At 37.5% G+C, this 17,938-nt stretch carries 24 protein-coding genes; 22 read left to right on the top strand and 2 right to left on the bottom strand.

Annotated elements, in window-relative coordinates; translation table 11 throughout:
* Positions 1–210: 210 nt before the first annotated feature.
* Both ACM44_RS13155 and glgB read right to left on the bottom strand, forming a co-directional pair.
* Positions 211–1,617 (bottom strand): glycogen synthase, encoded by a 1,407-nt coding sequence (locus ACM44_RS13155; RefSeq protein WP_048500512.1) that lies wholly within the window; start codon positions 1,615–1,617, stop codon positions 211–213.
* A 118-nt stretch (positions 1,618–1,735) separates the two neighbouring features.
* Positions 1,736–3,877, bottom strand: a complete 2,142-nt coding sequence (gene glgB / locus ACM44_RS13160) for a 1,4-alpha-glucan branching protein GlgB (RefSeq protein WP_241477190.1) — start codon at positions 3,875–3,877, stop codon at positions 1,736–1,738.
* Between the two features lie 608 nt (positions 3,878–4,485).
* On the opposite strand from glgB, the gene ACM44_RS15235 reads away from it, so the two are divergent.
* The 22 genes from ACM44_RS15235 to ACM44_RS13265 all read left to right on the top strand — a co-directional run.
* The gene (locus ACM44_RS15235; RefSeq protein ID WP_152669369.1) at positions 4,486–4,665 is read left to right on the top strand and encodes a hypothetical protein; all 180 of its coding nucleotides are present in this window, start codon (positions 4,486–4,488) and stop codon (positions 4,663–4,665) included.
* Between the two features lie 252 nt (positions 4,666–4,917).
* Entirely contained in the window at positions 4,918–5,721 is an 804-nt protein-coding gene (locus ACM44_RS13170) for a helix-turn-helix domain-containing protein (protein WP_160304055.1), read from the top strand.
* 146 nt (positions 5,722–5,867) lie between these two features.
* Positions 5,868–6,275, top strand: a complete 408-nt coding sequence (locus tag ACM44_RS13175; protein ID WP_048500515.1) for a 5-fold beta-flower protein — start codon at positions 5,868–5,870, stop codon at positions 6,273–6,275.
* Between the two features lie 15 nt (positions 6,276–6,290).
* Positions 6,291–7,418 (top strand): hypothetical protein, encoded by a 1,128-nt coding sequence (locus ACM44_RS13180; protein ID WP_152669370.1) that lies wholly within the window; start codon positions 6,291–6,293, stop codon positions 7,416–7,418.
* A 16-nt stretch (positions 7,419–7,434) separates the two neighbouring features.
* Entirely contained in the window at positions 7,435–8,145 is a 711-nt protein-coding gene (locus ACM44_RS13185; RefSeq protein ID WP_048500517.1) for a hypothetical protein, read from the top strand.
* A 31-nt stretch (positions 8,146–8,176) separates the two neighbouring features.
* Positions 8,177–8,887 carry a hypothetical protein gene (locus ACM44_RS13190; protein WP_152669371.1) on the top strand — a complete coding sequence of 237 codons (711 nt, stop codon included), beginning with the start codon at positions 8,177–8,179 and terminating at the stop codon, positions 8,885–8,887.
* Between the two features lie 31 nt (positions 8,888–8,918).
* Complete coding sequence (locus tag ACM44_RS13195) at positions 8,919–9,458, top strand: hypothetical protein (protein ID WP_152669372.1); 540 nt, start codon at positions 8,919–8,921, stop codon at positions 9,456–9,458.
* Positions 9,459–9,485: 27 nt separating this feature from the next.
* Positions 9,486–10,025, top strand: coding sequence for a hypothetical protein (locus tag ACM44_RS13200; protein WP_048500520.1), 540 nt, complete (start codon positions 9,486–9,488; stop codon positions 10,023–10,025).
* Between the two features lie 5 nt (positions 10,026–10,030).
* Positions 10,031–10,735 carry a hypothetical protein gene (locus ACM44_RS13205; RefSeq protein WP_048500521.1) on the top strand — a complete coding sequence of 235 codons (705 nt, stop codon included), beginning with the start codon at positions 10,031–10,033 and terminating at the stop codon, positions 10,733–10,735.
* Positions 10,736–10,740: 5 nt separating this feature from the next.
* The gene (locus ACM44_RS13210; RefSeq protein ID WP_048500522.1) at positions 10,741–11,301 is read left to right on the top strand and encodes a hypothetical protein; all 561 of its coding nucleotides are present in this window, start codon (positions 10,741–10,743) and stop codon (positions 11,299–11,301) included.
* 11 nt (positions 11,302–11,312) lie between these two features.
* On the top strand, positions 11,313–11,885 hold the full coding sequence (locus tag ACM44_RS13215) for a hypothetical protein (protein WP_048500523.1): 573 nt from the start codon (positions 11,313–11,315) through the stop codon (positions 11,883–11,885).
* A 12-nt stretch (positions 11,886–11,897) separates the two neighbouring features.
* Complete coding sequence (locus tag ACM44_RS13220; RefSeq protein ID WP_048500524.1) at positions 11,898–12,470, top strand: hypothetical protein; 573 nt, start codon at positions 11,898–11,900, stop codon at positions 12,468–12,470.
* A 12-nt stretch (positions 12,471–12,482) separates the two neighbouring features.
* Complete coding sequence (locus ACM44_RS13225; RefSeq protein WP_048500525.1) at positions 12,483–13,121, top strand: hypothetical protein; 639 nt, start codon at positions 12,483–12,485, stop codon at positions 13,119–13,121.
* A 24-nt stretch (positions 13,122–13,145) separates the two neighbouring features.
* A complete protein-coding gene (locus ACM44_RS13230) occupies positions 13,146–13,784 on the top strand; it encodes a hypothetical protein (protein ID WP_048500526.1) in 639 nt (212 codons plus the stop codon).
* A 71-nt stretch (positions 13,785–13,855) separates the two neighbouring features.
* Positions 13,856–14,131 (top strand): hypothetical protein, encoded by a 276-nt coding sequence (locus ACM44_RS13235; RefSeq protein ID WP_048500527.1) that lies wholly within the window; start codon positions 13,856–13,858, stop codon positions 14,129–14,131.
* 195 nt (positions 14,132–14,326) lie between these two features.
* Complete coding sequence (locus tag ACM44_RS13240; RefSeq protein WP_048500528.1) at positions 14,327–14,896, top strand: hypothetical protein; 570 nt, start codon at positions 14,327–14,329, stop codon at positions 14,894–14,896.
* A gap of 12 nt (positions 14,897–14,908) precedes the next feature.
* Positions 14,909–15,652 (top strand): SMI1/KNR4 family protein, encoded by a 744-nt coding sequence (locus ACM44_RS13245; protein ID WP_048500529.1) that lies wholly within the window; start codon positions 14,909–14,911, stop codon positions 15,650–15,652.
* Positions 15,653–15,664: 12 nt separating this feature from the next.
* On the top strand, positions 15,665–15,796 hold the full coding sequence (locus tag ACM44_RS15240; RefSeq protein WP_152669373.1) for an SMI1/KNR4 family protein: 132 nt from the start codon (positions 15,665–15,667) through the stop codon (positions 15,794–15,796).
* Between the two features lies 1 nt (position 15,797).
* On the top strand, positions 15,798–16,076 hold the full coding sequence (locus ACM44_RS13250; protein WP_048500530.1) for a hypothetical protein: 279 nt from the start codon (positions 15,798–15,800) through the stop codon (positions 16,074–16,076).
* A 36-nt stretch (positions 16,077–16,112) separates the two neighbouring features.
* The gene (locus ACM44_RS13255; RefSeq protein ID WP_048500531.1) at positions 16,113–16,565 is read left to right on the top strand and encodes a copper resistance protein NlpE N-terminal domain-containing protein; all 453 of its coding nucleotides are present in this window, start codon (positions 16,113–16,115) and stop codon (positions 16,563–16,565) included.
* Positions 16,566–16,634: 69 nt separating this feature from the next.
* Positions 16,635–17,333 (top strand): hypothetical protein, encoded by a 699-nt coding sequence (locus ACM44_RS13260; RefSeq protein WP_048500532.1) that lies wholly within the window; start codon positions 16,635–16,637, stop codon positions 17,331–17,333.
* A gap of 27 nt (positions 17,334–17,360) precedes the next feature.
* On the top strand, positions 17,361–17,938 hold a 578-nt coding region (locus tag ACM44_RS13265; protein WP_048500533.1), incomplete at its 3' end, for a hypothetical protein.

Consider the following 17,938-nt stretch of genomic DNA (forward strand, 5'->3'; position numbering starts at 1 on the left):
GCTGAAAATTACAATAATAATACCATAAAGTAAAGCTGTCGGTTAATCTAAGCTAAAAAGTGTAAGGCGGAATTCCTTATTCAAAACTTTAATGCATTTTAGGGTTGGTGACTTTCAGAAAATGGTGATCGTGATTTTACAGCGCAATTGGGTGCTGTTTTTTGATAAAGGAAGGCGGCAAAGTTGGTCGATTGAACTGTGGTTAAAAACCTATTTTCTGTAGAGTTCCAAATATTTCTCCGCCGATTTCTCCCAAGAAAAATTGTAATCCATATTGGAATGCACCAGCGAATCCATCATTTTTTTGTCATGAAAAATATGCAATGCCCGATGAATCCCGTGAACAGCATCATTGGCAGTGGCGGCACCGAAATTAATTCCGCTTCCACCGGTTGAGATATCTTCCACCGTGTCTCTCAATCCACCGGTGAATCGAACGACCGGCACTGTTCCATAACGCATCGCATACATTTGGTTCAGTCCGCATGGTTCTACCCGAGACGGCATCAGGAGGAAATCTGAAGAAGCATAGATTTTGTGGGAAAGAAACTCCTTGTAACCCAGATCCAGCACGAAATTGGAATAACTGTATTGCAGTTCCTTCAGTTCATGTTCTATCTGTTTATCACCAGAACCGAGCACCATGATGTTCAAGCCTCCATAAGTTTGCTGGATGCTTTGCCACACGATGTCGGGAAGCAAATCTGCTCCTTTTTCAATGGCAAACCTCCCGATGAAGCTGACCAAAGGCAAATCGGGATTCAGTCCATACGCTTTGCAGAGTTCATTTTTGTTGCGCCATTTTCCTTCGAGGGCGTTTTCCCGGCTATAATTAAAGTCCAGAAAAGCGTCCGTTTTTGGGTTCCAGACTTCGGTATCGATTCCGTTGATGATTCCGTAAGCTTTTGCATGTTCCTGCTGAACCAGGGTTTCCAACCCCCTTAAACTGTGGAAAAGTTCGTCCAGATAACCTTCGGAAACCGCATTGAAAGCATGGCAGCATTTCAACATTGCCGCCAATGGATTGATCCAGCCATTCCAATCCAGCAAACCGGCTTTGTCGCCCCGGAACCAGGGAAAATAATCTGCCATTTCCCAATTCATCTGTCCCTGATATTCCCCATTATGAATAGTTCCGATGGTTTTCACCCCTTTTAGGAAATCAAACTCCGGACAATTTTCAATCATGAACGGAACCAATCCGGTGTGGTAATCATGGCAGTGAAGCACGTCTGGACGAATCTTCATCGCAGTGAGCCAATGAAGAACTGCATGCTGGAACGCGAGGAATTGCTGGCTTTCATCCCAATATCCATAGGGATTGTTGCGGTCCAAAAGTCCTGCGATTTTCACCAGATACAGATCAAAACCGAGAACTTTCGACCTTTCCTTCATCACGGTGACTTCAAACATGTGGAAACTCTGGTGAATCCAACCATTGAAAACCACCTCAAACTCGTTGTCGTGCACAAATGGTTTGTTGTACCACGGCATGATGACGCATGCTTCCACCCCTTCAATTTTGTTGAGGTATTTCGGCAAAGCTCCCACCACATCGGCAAGTCCGCCCACTTTTGCAACCGGATAACATTCCAGGGATAAGTTGAAGATTTTCATGCTTTTGTTTAGGGGTTCGGGTTAACTATTTCAAATTGCCGGATATCTTTTTCATTTCTTATTAGGCTTCACCTGTGGTTTTTCTGATTCAGGATGTTTTCGGTTTTTCGGCAGCCTTCTATTGAGAAACCATTTTCTTCAGTCTGCCATCTACATTTTTCCAGCTCTCCAGCGTCAGTGGCGGAATATCTTCTATGGGTTTTGCCAATGCCTTGGAAACCTTCTGAATCCTTTTCGCCACCGTTTTTTTGGCGGCTACTTTTTTCGGAGTACCTTCTGCTTTTTCTGCAGCCCATTTATCCACCGACTTCTGTTTTGCAGAAACGTTTTTGGATTTAGAAACCCGTTTGTGCGCCAGTTTCTTCTGTCTTAAGATTACCCCTGCCAATGGAGGAAGTTTCAATACAATCGCATTTGGTCGGTACATCCACTCGTCATCCTCTTCATCCACAATTTCGGCTTTCACTCCGCTTCCTGCATATTTTTCATCATCGGAATTCAGGATAACTTCCCAGTTGGTGCCTTCATTGACCCCGATTTTGTAGTCGAAAACTCTTGGCGTCAAATTCAAAACCACCATCAGCACATCATCTTCATGTTTGCCTTTCCGCAAATAAATGTAGATGGAATTATTGCCGTCATTGGCTTCCACCCACTCCAATCCTTCGGGACTAAAGTTGTTTTCATAAAGTGCAGTTTCCGCACTGTAAAGATGGTTCAGATCCCGAACAAAATCCTGGATTCCTTTGTGAACAGGATATTGCAAAAGGTGCCAATCCAGGCTTTGGCTGAAATTCCACTCGTTGGTTTGCGCGAATTCATTACCCATAAACAGCAGCTTTGCTCCGGGATGGGTGAACATATAGGTGTAAAGTGCTCTGAGATTGGCAAACTTCTGCCATTCGTCACCTGGCATTTTATAGATCAGACTGGATTTTCCGTGGACCACTTCATCGTGGGACAAAGGCATCATGTAGTTTTCGTTGTACACATACATCGAGCCGAAAGTGAGCTTGTTGTGGTGGAATTTTCGGTTGATGGGGTCTTCCTTGAAATAATTCAGGGTATCGTGCATCCAACCCATCATCCATTTCATTCCGAAACCGATTCCCCCGTCGTGAACGGGTTTGGTGAGCATCGGGAAATCCGAACTTTCTTCGGCAATGGTCATGATGTCCGGAAATTCCTTATAAACCGCTTTATTGAATTCCTGCAGGAAATCTTTCGCTTCCAGATTCACATTTCCGCCAAAGATATTGGGTTCCCATTCTCCTTCGTTTCTGGAATAGTCCAGGTGAAGCATGGAAGTGACTGCATCTACCCGCAGTCCGTCTGCATGATATCTTTCGAGCCAAAACATGGCGTTGGAAATTAAAAATGATTTCACTTCCGGTCTTCCGTAATTGAAGATGTAAGATTTCCAGTCGGGATGAAAACCTTTTTTCGGGTCTTCGTGTTCATACAGGGAAGTGCCGTCGAAGAAATGAAGGCCGTTCGCGTCGCCGGGAAAGTGGGAGGGAACCCAGTCTAAGATGACGCCAATTCCATTTTTGTGGAGTTCGTCAATCAAAAACATCAAATCCTGTGGTGAACCGAAACGGGAAGTCGCGGCAAAAAATCCGGTCACTTGGTAACCCCAGCTTGGGTCATACGGATATTCCATCACCGGCATGAACTCTACATGGGTGAAGCCCATTTCTTTGAGATAGGGAACGAGTCGCTCTGCAATTTCACGGTAGTTGAAAAACCGATCGGGATCGTCAGTTCCGCGCATCCAGGAACCGAGGTGCATTTCGTAAACCGACATCGGCGCTTTCAGCGAATTCTTTTTCCAGCGTTCCGCCATCCATTTTTGGTCTCTCCATTCAAACCAGGTCGTGGAAACCAGCGATCCTGCCTGGATGTTTTGTTCCCAGCTCAGCGCGAAAGGGTCGCCTTTTTCCAGGAGTGTGCCATGATCGGTTCTGATGGCGTATTTGTAAACGGTGCCCCAACTTAAACCGGGAATGAATCCTTCCCAAATTCCGGAACCATCCCATCTCGGGTAAAGGTGGTGCATTTCCGAATGCCATTTGTTGAAATTCCCAATCACCGAAACCTGCTTTGCATTTGGTGCCCAAACTGCGAAATAGGCGCCATGCACGCCATCAACTTCAATGGTGTGCGAACCGAATTTGTCGTAAAGTTTGTAGTGTTTCCCTTCCCGAAAAAGGTAGATGTCTTGCTCAGTAAACAGCGAATGTGGACGAACGTTTTCCATGGCGGCAGAATTTAGGGTGACTTAATGGAAAGGCAATCAATTTTTTAGTAGGTCAAATATATTTAAAATTAAGGGAATTTGGGTGGAATTTGGTGTGAAATATACATCAACAGCTAAAATCTGTTTTTGTGGTCTTGTGGATATGGGGGCGGATTGAACCGTGTTTGAATCGCCAGATAAGAAATCGCAACAGGATGATGCGCTTTAAAACAATGCTGTAGCACCATTAACTAAATTAACCTGCTTCGGAATCCATAATAGAGGCCAATAAATCCAAAAATATCGCACTGCGCGCGAAGAACTTAAATCCTGACCAATCAGGGATTATTTTTAACTTAACTATTTAATAATCTTAATGTTAAAAATCAAACGGCAGTGTTTTTTCCAATTCAAATATTTGACGCAAGTATTGGTATTCATTTTAAAACAGAAAAACCTCGAAATGATTAGAAATTTCTTCCAAAAAATCACCAGAAAGGCAAAGAATTTGCTGCTAAAATACCAACTGGCGGATTCTTCAAAAACCGCCACACCAAAACAGCCGGATAAAAAACTGCTTCCCGGTCCCACTGCTTTCTTTAAACCCTTTTCGGGAAGACAAAACCACAATGAGCACCATGGTTTATTACGAGGCATTCTTGATCCTCTTTGTCGCTTTCATCATTTTTAGCAGCGTTGAAATCATAAAAAGTCCCTATAGCAGTTCGGGAAAACTTCTTGGGTTATTTATGGTTTTGCTGATGCCGTTTTTCGGTTCGGTACTTTTCCACTGGTACAGGAAAGGATGAGATCATTCCCCAATACTAAGAAATCGATGATTTGCTTTTAGCCTGAGAAAGGGGTTTTGGAAGGTGTGATTTTTAATCAGGGTTAAAATGTTGTGGCCACACGAAAAGAATCGTCCGGCAGCAGGGGGCTTGTTTTTTTTAAGGATCGGGTTTTGTTTTTTTTTAATTCTGTGATGAGTATTTCAAAAAAAAATCTGAAATTTGGCGGTCTTGCGCAGAAATCCGTAATTGATACCAAAATAGTTTATGCAAATGATATTTTACAGAACCCGAAACAAGATCCTGCAAAAATATCTGGAAGGGTACTACTTTTTAGATGAAGATGAGCATTTGAACACCATTCGATACAAAACCTTTCCAAATAATTACAGCATTGTGTCGGTTTCCCGAAATGCGGAGGCCCATTATGACAACGGGAAAATAATGATATCTACTTCTGCGGTTCAAAAAATGAACACAGATATTTTCCTAAGATACACGGAACCGATCGAAGTAGTGTATGAAAAGGCAATTGATGAAATTACATTCTACTTTAAGCCTCTTGGAATACATCATTTCATTTCCGAGTCTAATTTTACTTTGGTTCACAAAAGATTGATGAACTTCACCATCTTTCCTGATTTCAATGAAAAAATGTTTGAGATATTTGATCTGAATGAGCGAGAGGCGCAGATTGAAGCCATAGAAAGTTACTGGCTGTCTAAATTACAGGTAAAGGATTTTTCTTTGATGGAAAAACTTTTATTTGAAATAGAGACCAGCGATTTGAAGATCGACGAGATCGCCCAAAAACTTCAATTTTCCCGTCAATATATCAACAAACTATTTCTGAAACATATCGGGAAGTCGCCCACCGAATATCGCAAAATACATCGTTTCAGAAACGTTATTAAGCAAGTAAAGGAGGTTAAAAACTTAAGAGAAGTCACGCTCGATAATCTTTTTTACGACCAATCCCATTTCCACAAAGACTTTAAAGGATTCACCAAAAGTTCGCCATCTTCCTTTTTTAAGAATGTAGATACCCAAAAAGAAAATGTCTGGCTTTTTATTTAGCCAGTTTACATTTTTACAACAATTTTCTATTCTTGTTCTTTATTTTTGTAATCTAACCCTGTTTTTATAGTGGGGATGGAGTGATTATTTATTATATTTTGAAAAGTCAATAAAACAATCATAACGACATAACAGCACTTTTAGACATGAAAAAATTAACCCTTCTCCTCATCAGCTTGATAAGCATCACCTTTGTGCAGGCACAAACGATTGAATCCGGTAGTCGTTCTTCCATTGGTAAAATAAAAAATGACGGAACCATTGAAAACAGCAGCGGTTCTACCCTTGGTTACATCAAAAGTGACGGCACCATTGAAAATAAGAGCCGCTCCACGATCGGTTATATCAAATCCGACGGAACGATCGAAAACAGCAGTCGCTCCACCGTAGGTTATGTAAGGCAGGACGGAACGGTGGAAAACAGCAGCCGAAGTACTTTGGGCTACATTAAGGATGACGGAACCGTAGAAAACTCCAGTCGAAGCACCATTGGTTATGCCAAAGGAATCAAAAAAGAATGGGCAGCTGTGGTATATTTCTTTTTTAAATTCTAAACGTATTTAGAAAAAATGAAAATAAACACGATCCACCAAGAGCTGAAAGAACTATATAAAGAACGAGGTTCTGTAAAACTTATATTCAGGGCAGTATTTGAACACGAGGATGAGATAGAACGCTGTATGACCCTGTTTCGCTCTGGTTTTTGGTCGGTTGCTCCGTTTGCATTTCAAACGTATGAAACGTATGGCATTCAGTTAAATCCTCAAAAAAATCTAAAAAAATCCAATGTGGTTTTGGGTGATAAAATTGGGTTTAGGACAGTTGCTCCTGATTTATCAGGCTTTATTCCTTTTGGACAGTTGGAGATGTTGAGAAATCCAAAATTCATTCGATACATTTTAGATGATTGGAATTTGTTAGGTGAACTTTCGTCGGCATTCAGAAAATATACGGATGATTTAAATTCTCTTGACTTTTTAAAAGAATACCTCCACAATCCTGAAAAAGTGGCCTTGCTCGAAAATCCTTCTGAAAATTACAGCAAGGTTTATTTGGAATTTTGGAATCATTATAACCATTCTCCTGAACAACTTGCTTTTTCTGAACTGATACAAAAAATGGAAGACAATAAAACTTTTCTTCCCGATTTTGAAGTAAAAGATTTTGGAATTTGGAATACACGAGCTTATAATGCAATGGCACAAAGAGCGTATTCGAAAGTAGATTCTAAAACAGTCACGAAGTTTGAAGACTATAATTTTCAATGTTTTATTCAACCGCACGGTTTTGATCCTGTTGAATATGCCTTCAGTGTTTTTCCTCATTCTACCAAATCAGCCAGTACATTAGACGGAATCATAGACTTTTTTGACACCAATCCAGATTTGAAATGGGAATATTCAGATAAAATAAAAAAACATCCGCTTTTTATTGCAGCAGAAACTCTTAGAAAAGACAAAAATGCTTACAATGGTGACGAGCACATCAAAGCTGCAAAAATCTTAGACGAAGAACTGAACAATCCGCTTTTGGCTTGGAACTCTTTGGTAACAGCAGGCTATTGGAGCGGAGTCAATTTTGAGCAACCCAATCTGGAAGCGTGGCAGACGGCTATTGATTTGGCTCATAAACACGGCTGGACAGAAATCTACGAAGTGCTGACAGATCAATTGAAATTCTATAATTTTTATAAATAAAAAAGCCATTCAACAAATGAAGAAAACGGCAGTTTTGATTTTACTTTTTCAACTATTCATCTCCTGCAACGGACTGAACAATAAAGTCGCATACTCTCAAAAATTAGAATCCGGATATAGCGGTCCTGTAAAAAAAGTAACCACTTATATATGTGAGATAAAACGTTATGGTCAAATACCAACAGATACCACTAGTTATAAAGTGAAAATGACCACAGTTTTTGACAGTTTGGGAAATATTCTGGAAAGTAATAGTTTATATAAATTGAGTGATTACACAACCGAAACTTCAAGCATTTATTCCGGGACAGGTAAAAACAGAACCGTTAAAGAAAAAGCAATTACAGGATTGGATATAAAGGAAGACAGTTACCAATATATTTGGTCGGACGATTACAATTTTATGGTTGTACCAATGGGAAAACCTGCAAAATCAGACATTACTTCAACAACAACATTGGATAGCGATTTTAGAGTACTCAAAACCCAATACAAAAGAGGCGATACCATCCGAATAATCGACGAATTTGAATACCGGGGAAAGCAGGAAAAAATACACAAAAGAACAGTGAACGAAGGTGAAAGCAACAGGATAATTTACCAGGTGATGGTGACCAAGGAATACGACCAACACGGCAATCCAACAGTCACTTATCTATACGTAGATCCCGATAAAACAAAATTGGATAGCATAGTGTTCACGAAATATGAATATGACGAGAAGTGAAAGAATACCGACAAAAAGAACAAATCAACAAATGAAAAAAACAGCAGTTATTATTTTATTCTTTCAACTATTTCTTTCCTGCAACGGAGTGAACAATAAAGTAGCTTATTCTCAAAAATTAGAATTCGGATATAACGGTGCGGTAAAAAAAGTAACCACTTATATATGTGAGGTTAAATTTGATAAAATCCCAACAGATACCACAAATTACATAGGAAAAAGAACCACCACTTTTGATAGTTTGGGTAATACACTAAAAGCAGTTGAAGTTTCCAATTTGAGTGATTACAAAACGGAGTTTGTAACCATTTTTTCCGGAAAAGGTAAAAACAGAACCTTTCAGCAAAAACATTCTTTTGGAACTGATGACATCGAAGAAAATAATTACAAATACGTCTGGTCAGACGATTACAATTTTAAGATTGTTCCCATCGGAAAGTCTGGAAAATTTGAACTTATTACAACCAGCACATTAGACAAAAATTTCAGGGTAATCAAAACCACTTACGCGAGTAAAGATACTATCCGAATAACAGACGAGTTTAAATACATTGGGAAAGCCGAAAAAATACACAAAAGAACAGTTAACGAAGGCAATAACAAGAGGATCATAATTCAGGTGATAGTACCGAAAGAATATGACCAATATGGAAACCCGACCTTACTGTATAATTACACCGATACCGACAAACAAAAAATACAAAATGTATTGTTCACGGAATATGAATATTACGAGAAGTAAAAACTTAAATAATCAAAACAATTTAAAAATTATGGAAACCATAAAAACCTTTATACAAAACTTTCTACAAGCAGAAGTGATAGCAAGCGAAGCATCCGTAAAACCAAATTTAGAAGACTACAACCAAAAGCTCGAAATTATGAACAGCTTTTGTGTACCCGAACTACACAATAAGTTTGGCATGATACCTTTAACTGAACCAGATAGTGATGAATTTTACGAAAGATGGGCAAAAGCAAAGCCAAGAAATCCCAGAGATGTATATAAAATCAGTCATTACGAGGAGAAAAATTATGGAGATGTTTATGTGGCTTATGTATCTGGTAAAAATCCCAGCGGAATGTTTTCTCTGTACGGAGAATGTGTGTTTGTAGCTACGATAAACGGAGCACTGAAAATCGTAAAAAACTACACATTCGGTGATGATATGCTCATCAAAAAGAAATTTGAAACACCACAAGGATTAGCCGACATTTCTTTTGAAACCTTACAAACCCCAATCTCTATCGAACGTTATCTAAAACCCGAAGACGATGATGATTCGATGGAGCATTACGAAATGGATATTTAATTGAAAAGATAGAAACAAAATTAAGATATGGAAACCATAAAAACCTTCATACAAAACTTTCTGCAAGCAGAAGCCACAGCAAGTGATGCTTTGGTAAAGCCAAATTTAGAAGATTACAACCAAAAGCTTGAAATTATGAACAGCTTTTGTGTGCCCGAATTGCATAATAAATTTGGGATGATGCCAAGAAGACAACTTTGGAGTGATGAACTATATGAAAATTGGAAAGATGCCCCTTCAGCCAATCCGAGATTAATCTATAAAATCAGCCAGTATCAAGATGCAAATTATGGAGCTGTTTATGTGGTGTATGTTTCAGGAAGCAATCCGAATGAAATGTTTTATCTGTATGGAGAATGTGTGTTTGTAGCTACGATAAACGAAGAACTGAAAATCGTAAAAAATTACACATTCGGTGATGATATGCTCATCAAAAAGAAATTTGAAACACCACAAGGATTAGCCGACATTTCTTTTGAAACATTAAAAAAACCAATCTCAATCGAACGTTATCTAAAACCCGAAGATGACGAAGACGCGATGGAACATTATGAAACAGATATTTAATCCAGATGACAGACGAACAAAGAGAACTATTTAATGATTCAGAAGAATTATTTAACTGGACCTATCCCGGAGCAACACTCTATTACAAAGATTGTGAATTAAAAGAATCGGTCATTCAAAAATTCACAACAGGTAAAATACTTAGAAATGGTTATTTTTTAGATGTCAGTTGGAAAGGAGGAGGAATGAAGTTTAATGTCCGTTTTTTAATTGCTTCATCAAAAGCTGCAAAACTTTACGAAATAAACAAAGACAACGAAAAATATGGTCATTGTTGCATCAATGCAAACAGTTATTTCAAAGTACTCGATATCTACAAAATAGGCGATAAAACGCAAATATTTTTATTGCATATTCCTTCAAAAGGACTGAATTTTTTCAATCAAGTTACATCAAACACAGATGAAGACTTTATAAAAAAAGCTCGAGAAAGTTTCGAAAACAAAATTGAAACAGCTCCAATAGGAGAATTATCAGATGCTTTTTGGATAAAAAGAACAAATTTTCCAGTCGGAATGGATGCTTACAATCAGTTTTATCCGCTTTCAAAAATTTCTTCAATTCCAAAAGAGGCAGAACATTTATATAGTGGAATCAGAAATTTAACCAAAGACAATACAGCTATTAATATTCCTGAACCAAATTTTGAAATACAAAACGAAACATCAGAAAATAATAGTTTTTGGAGTAAAATTTTCAAGAAAAAATAATAAAAATGGAAAACATAAAACAATTTATAGAGCAATTCATTCAGGCAGAATATCAATTCACAAGAATGAAATACGACATTCTTGTAAGTGACGAAGATTGCCAAATACAAGCTGAAAGAAACAACAATTTTTATCATACAAACAATGCTCCTAATGATAGAAGAACCGGAAGAGAATTTAGAAATGATGAAAAAAAAGCCTTTGCCGTAACCAACAAAGAAAGAGCCATTCCTCGCACTTTATTCCAAATCAAGCAGTACGTAAATCCCGTTTTGGGAGATGCCTTGAAGCGTATCGTTACTGGAAAAGATTTGTATGCTTGTTATGTCAGTTATCCTTCAAAAGGCGGAAGGGATTTGTATTTCTCCTCTATTTTTTATGTGGCTGAAACCAACGAAGGACAGAAAATCATCTATGAAAAAAGTTTTAATTCCGATACAGGAGTTTGGTATCATCCTGTCGATATGGATACGGTAACGGTTATTGACGAAGGTAAACTCATAGCCGTAGAAAAATACCTAGCTCCCGAAGAAGAAACAAGTTTAGCAGATTATAACAAAGAATAAAAACATCAAAAATGGAAACCATCAAACAATTTATAGAGCAGTTTATACTTGATGAATACAACTGTAACAAAGCGAAAACAGATATAACCGTTACAGACGGAGAATACAAAACTTTGCAAGAAAAAGCGTACAATCATTATCATTCTATAATGCCCAATCCTTACGGAAGAGGAATGTCGCAGGAGCGATTATTGAATGATGAACCAATGTATCAGGAGCTATATAAAAAAAATGTAAAAGAAACCACTCCACGAACTTTGTTCCAGATTAAACAATATGAAAAACCAAAGTTAGGAGAAGGTTTACCAAGATGGATGATAAACGATACACTCTTTGCCTGTTATACAAGCTACACAAAAAAAACTGGAAAACCATTAAGCTATAATAAATTGTTTTACGTGGCAGAAACAGCCGAAGGATTAAAAATAATCTACGATTTAACCTTTGGAGTAAAAGAACAAGAATGGCGACATTCCCACGCTTTAAAAATCAATCAGGTTTTAGATGCAGGTAAACTCATTTCAGTAGAAAAATACCAAGCTCCCGAAGAAGAAATAAGTTTAGCAGATTATAACAAAGAATAAAAACATCAAAATATGGAAACCATCAAACAATTTATAGAGCAGTTTATACTTGACGAATACAACTGTAACAAAGCGAAAACAGATATAACCGTTACAGACGGAGAATACAAAACGTTACAAGAAAAAGCGTACAGTCATTATCATTCTATAATGCCCAATCCTTACGGAAGAGGAATGTCGCAGGAGGAATTGCTGAATGAAGAACCCATTTATCAGGAGCTGTATAGAAATAATGTAGAAGATGCCGTTCCCAGAACCCTGTTTCAGATCAAACAATATGAAAAACCAAAGTTAGGAGAAGGTTTACCAAGATGGATGATAAACGATACACTCTTTGCCTGCTATACCAGCTACACTGAAAAAAGTGACGACCCGATGGATTATTCAACTCTATTCTATGTATCCGAAACAAACGAAGGGTTAAAGATTGTTTATCGTATCAGATATGATAGTGAGGAGCAAGAATGGCGACATTCCCACGATTTAAAAATCAATCAGGTAAAAAATCCAGGCAAACTCATAACAGTAGAAAAATACCAAGCTCCCGAAGAAAAAACAAGTTTAGCAGATTATAATAAACCTTAAAAACGAAATAAAATGACCATATTTTTTAATGAACCATTGATTGATAGTCTTTTGGAAGCAGAAGAAGACTTGAAAACCATCAAAGAAGTAAAATATCATTATAACTCTACATTAAAAGATGAACTATCAGAGCTCAACCGTTTAGATGCTATACACTCAAATATCAAGGAGTTTTACAATGAAACAGCCGATGGTTTTCAGCTTCGTTGGAAGAAAGGCGAAAACAGCTTTGGATTTATTCAGTTGGCTGAAATGAAACATTTATTAGCAGGAGCAAAAGGCAACGGAATTTATTTCAATGAAGATTTGCCACAAGATGCAGACATCCGTTTCTTTCATCCGTTGGATTTCCCAACACCCGAAACGTATGTAGGTTTTATCATCAAGCCTGATACCATTTACCAATCGGTTTATTATTTACACGGCGACAACGAACTTTCCAATCTCGATTTGGATTTTCACGGCTATACCGAAATGGCTTACGAAGCACGTGTTTTCAATTATTGGCAACGTGTTTTATTGGAATATATGAACGGAAACAGTTCTGAAATTACTGAAACTTTCAAAACCGAAATGCCACAGATTTTCCCGGATTGGACGTGGGAAAACTTTATTGAAAAATTTGAAAGTTTGAGAATTTCTAAAAGATAGATATGAATATTAAAACGAAATAAAATGACCCTATTTTTTGATGAACCATTGATTGAAAGTCTTTTGGATGCAAGAGACCAACAAAAAACAATTGTTGAGACAAAATACGCCTTCAACACCATTTTAAAGGACGATTTTCCCGAACTCAATCGTTTAGAGAACATACACCCAAGTATAAAAGAATTTTACAATGAAATAGCTGATGGTTTTCAGCTCAATTGGAAGAAAGACGAAAACAGCTTTGGATTTATTCAGTTGGCTGAAATGAAACATTTATTAGCAGGAGCAAACGGAAACGGCATTTATTTCAATGAAGATTTGCCACAAGATACAGATATCCGTTTCTTTCATCCCTTAGATCTCCCTACACCCGAAACCTATGTAGGTTTTATCATCAAGCCCGATACCATTTACCAATCGGTTTATTATTTACACGGAGACAACGAGCTTTCCAATCTCGATTTGGATTTTCACGGTTACACCGAAATGGCTTACGAAGCACGTGTTTTCAATTATTGGCAACTTGTTTTGTTGGAATATATGAACGGAAAAAATTCTGAAATTACTGAAACTTTCAAAACCGAAATGCCACAGATTTTCCCGGATTGGACGTGGGAAAACTTTATTGAAAAATTTGAAAGTTTGAGATTGTCTAACAAATAATAATAAAGAAAACTAACGACTGGAGTTTGAAAGAATATTTAAAAGATAAATAAACAATCAAAAGTATAAAAATGGATATCCAATTTATTTATGATAAGAGCGAACCTCTTGACATCTTCATTAATCTAAGAGATAAATATGGTTTTGATGATAGAGATGGTCTTTCGCTGATAATGCTTGGATTGGATGCTTATGAAGTTGGAGATGATAACAGATTGATACACCAGTTGGAACGTCAATTAGATATTGACTTAGCCTTATTGGATTACTGGAATATTGAAACACACGACAAATACATGCCAATTGATCCGATTAAAAATGTGTTGGAAATAACAAAAAACAAATAGCACGACAACCACAGTTTTATGAAAACATTCAGTATGATTTCAACACCACAAAACAGTATTTGCAACGACAGTTTTTAAACGACATCAACTTTTTAATAGAGCGTATGGAAAGAAATCAACTCAATGGAGTGCAAAAAGTAAAATACAGTTTGGAATAGGAGAATGAAATTATCATAAAATAAATATTAAAAAACGATGAACAGACCTGAAAAAATAGATTTTTTTGAACTTTCAGATACGATACTGGAACGATTAAATTCCGAAGCAAACACCAAGCTTACGCATTACGACATCAGTTTGAAATTGTGTCGGGATACCAATTATCCGTCCGACAAATTCAACATTTATTTATTTGTTTTTGATGAAGAGTACAGCGTTGCGTATTACACAGAAGACTGCGATACGGTAACTAAAATTGCAAATCTATTATTTGTTCACGCTGCCGATGATTATGGTTATGAAGATACAAAACACGGCTTGATTGTTACAAAAATAAGCAGTTTGCACAACCGGTTGAGCGAAACGATTTATAAGTGTGAGGAAATCGTATCAAAGAAATTTGAACTCAAATCCGACTTATCGATTTTTGTTGATGAACAACATTACGACCGGGTTGATGAGAAAGGACTTCCGTTTTTTCAACTGAATGTTTACTCAAAAGAAAATAACCTCAACATCCGTTTTCCCATAGACTCCAATTCTGCTGAGTATCATAATCAGAAAGAAATATTGGCAACATTGGAAAACAAACTAAAAGGGTTTTAAACGATTAAAAAAATGAAAAACATATATGATTTTATTTGGGAGCAATTATATTTTGACGAAATATGTCAAAGTAAAAATAATGGCTGTACGCTATTGGCTCCAGGTCCTGTTTTAGGTAAAGGTATTTCAGCAGCTGAAATTCTTGCAGTAACACAACAAAATAATATCCAATTCCCTGATTCCCTCATTGAATTTTACAAACAGGCTTCACAATTGAACTTAAGATGGGAAATATTCGAAGGAGAAAGCGGAGGGCGGAAAGATACTTCTATCCAGTTCAAAGAAAATTCTTGGCTAAAAGAGAACTACCTGGATAAAGGGTATACCTGGGAAGCCGTAAAGATTTTATTAAGCGGAAACCTGAATATTTCCGAACTCAAAAATATCATTGATTTAGACGATTTGAAAGCGACAGGAATGTTCCAGGCAGCCGAAAAAATCGGGATGAAAGGCGGAGATTTACGTCCCATAGATTTCAACGAATATGCCGTTGCCTGTATGAAAGTCGAAGACGGAAAACTCATCGACAACATCTATCTCTACACAGGTTTCGGAGGTTTCCCCGAAGCTTTACACAATATGAACGTAACCTTTGAGCAGTATCTGGAACTGGCTTATAAAGCCAAATGTTTCAATTATTGGAATTTGACCTATTGCTTGAAAGAAAAATCACCGAGTTATGAACTGATGAAACGCTTTTTCCCTGTCATTTTTCCGCATTTAGAAGCTGATTTGGCAGATTTTGGAATAAATTAAAACACTCAAAAAATGAAACTATTTTATAAGGAAAACCCGCCCATAACGGCACAAGACATTCGGGAATTTGAAGCCAATCTCGGAGCTTCCCTGCCCGAAGACTACAAAGCACACTTATTAACTCAATGGCGGACACACCAATAGTATGGACATCTACTTTGGCTTTCCCGACGATGGCATCAACCTGTTGTATTTTTATCCCCTGAAATATGGTGATTCAGAACAAGTAGGACAACACGACTATCTGCCGTATAAACACATCAGTATTGGTCGTTTCAGTACAGGTGACTTAGCAATGTCGCTCTTAGAGGATACTTATGGTCACATCTATTTCTACTACTCCGAAGTAGAATTGAATTTTCTGTCGTCTTCCTTTACAGCGTTTGTATCCGGACTGATTGACTATGCTGATGAGGAGGAATAAAGCAAAACAATAAATTTCAGATTAAACAATAATACAATGAAACAGTTACAACTCATTTTAGCAGTGTTATTACTAACAAGTACTTCCCTTTTCGCACAAAAAAGCAGAACCAATAACGGTTATTCAAACCATCCACCCAAAGGTATGCGTGATTTCGATTGGCAGAACATATACAGCGGAGTTACCAAATGTGCCAATTGCGCAGGGCTTAAAACAACTTTAGAATTAAAAAAAGGCAATAAATACATCTTGACCATCAAAGCAATTAATACGGAGGACGAACCCTTTGTAAAAAAAGGAACCTTCAAATGGAAAGGCGACGTTATTCATTTAGAAGGATTGGAATCAGAGCGAACCGCCCATATGTACAAAATATCAGACACTGAAGCAAAGCAGCTTTATTTCTGGGACAATAAAATACACGGCGAAGACTGGACAGAATATACCTTGACAAGAGTGGGAATAGTCGTAGGAGATACCAGCCGTTAACAAGAAAAGTAAGCCGTTCTGCCTTAGACTAATTGCAGGAAAAACAATAACAGTTAAAAAAACAAAACGATGATAACAGAACACTATTTACAGTGTTTAAAGGAATTGGAAAACAATCCGAATATAGAAATGGGAAAATATAGTGATACAAACTATTACCATTGTGAGCCACCTCTTCAAAGGAGTTTAGAAAGAAATAAGTTGAAACTAAGAGAGGGAAATTACATTATTTCCGATGTTGATTTAGAGATCTTTAACCTATCTGCAATCGTTTTGAACTGGCATAGTAAGTTATCGCTGCGTGATGTGGTTTTAAAAGGCGGTTTTGTTTTCAACGGCATTACTGATGCACTGCTTTTTCCTACGGATGACTTTAAAAACAAGACTAACATAAAAGGAGATGAAGACTATTCCGAAAAATTAGGATGGTTTCACCGTTTGCCAATGGGAGTAGATGACAGTATGCGAGGTTGTTTTATAAAGAAAGAAGGAAGTTTTCCTCCACCAATCGCTTTTTGTAACGCAGGAGCAGATTGGTACACCAGACTCGATTTGGATTATTACAAATATATGGAGCTGCTCTTCCAAAACTACGGTTTCAAAGGCTGGCAATATTTCTATATGGACATCGTAAAAGAAATCCCAAATTTGGATGAGGTGTTAGATGATATGCGTGTAGCAGTAAAAACGTTGCCTTTGCTCTTTCCTGATAAAGACTGGTCGTATCACAAACAACGCTACGAAGAAGTGTTGGAGCAGTTGAAATAAAACAACATTATTAAAAACAATAAAACGATGTTAGAAAAATTTGAACAATTCATCAATGAATTAAAACAAAACCCACATATTTCAGTAAATGAAGAAAGCGTAGCCGATAATAGAGAATTATTGGAATACCGTGATAACGAAGAATGCTTTGAAGAAGTGTATGAAGATTGGAAAATACGAGTTCCTGAAGAAGATTGGAAATATAACGATTTAGGTTCACTATGCCTTGATTGGGATTCGGTTACAGACCAACCCGGTGAGGAATATCTTTGGGGAGGTTTTCAGTTGCATACTTTCTCATCAGCGCTGTCATCTCCTTCTGATTTTTGGGACAGGTATAATGATAGCCCACGTTTTTGGAGAAACAATCCACAACCCGAAGCAGAAGCCATTTGGGAAACTTTTTTGCCTAAACTGAACTACATCAATGGTTCGGGTCACGGTAGTGATGGAACCTTCGGCTGTATTTTAAGAGAAGAAGGCATTTATCCTTGTTCGGTTTACTTTTTCGATTCGGGTATTTGGTTTGAAATGGATATGAATTTGGAAACCTATTACAACACGATGATTGATTGCAAAGCAGTCTATTATTGGCAGTATTTTTA

The sequence above is a fragment of the Chryseobacterium koreense CCUG 49689 genome (assembly GCF_001045435.1).
Taxonomy (GTDB): domain Bacteria; phylum Bacteroidota; class Bacteroidia; order Flavobacteriales; family Weeksellaceae; genus Kaistella; species Kaistella koreensis.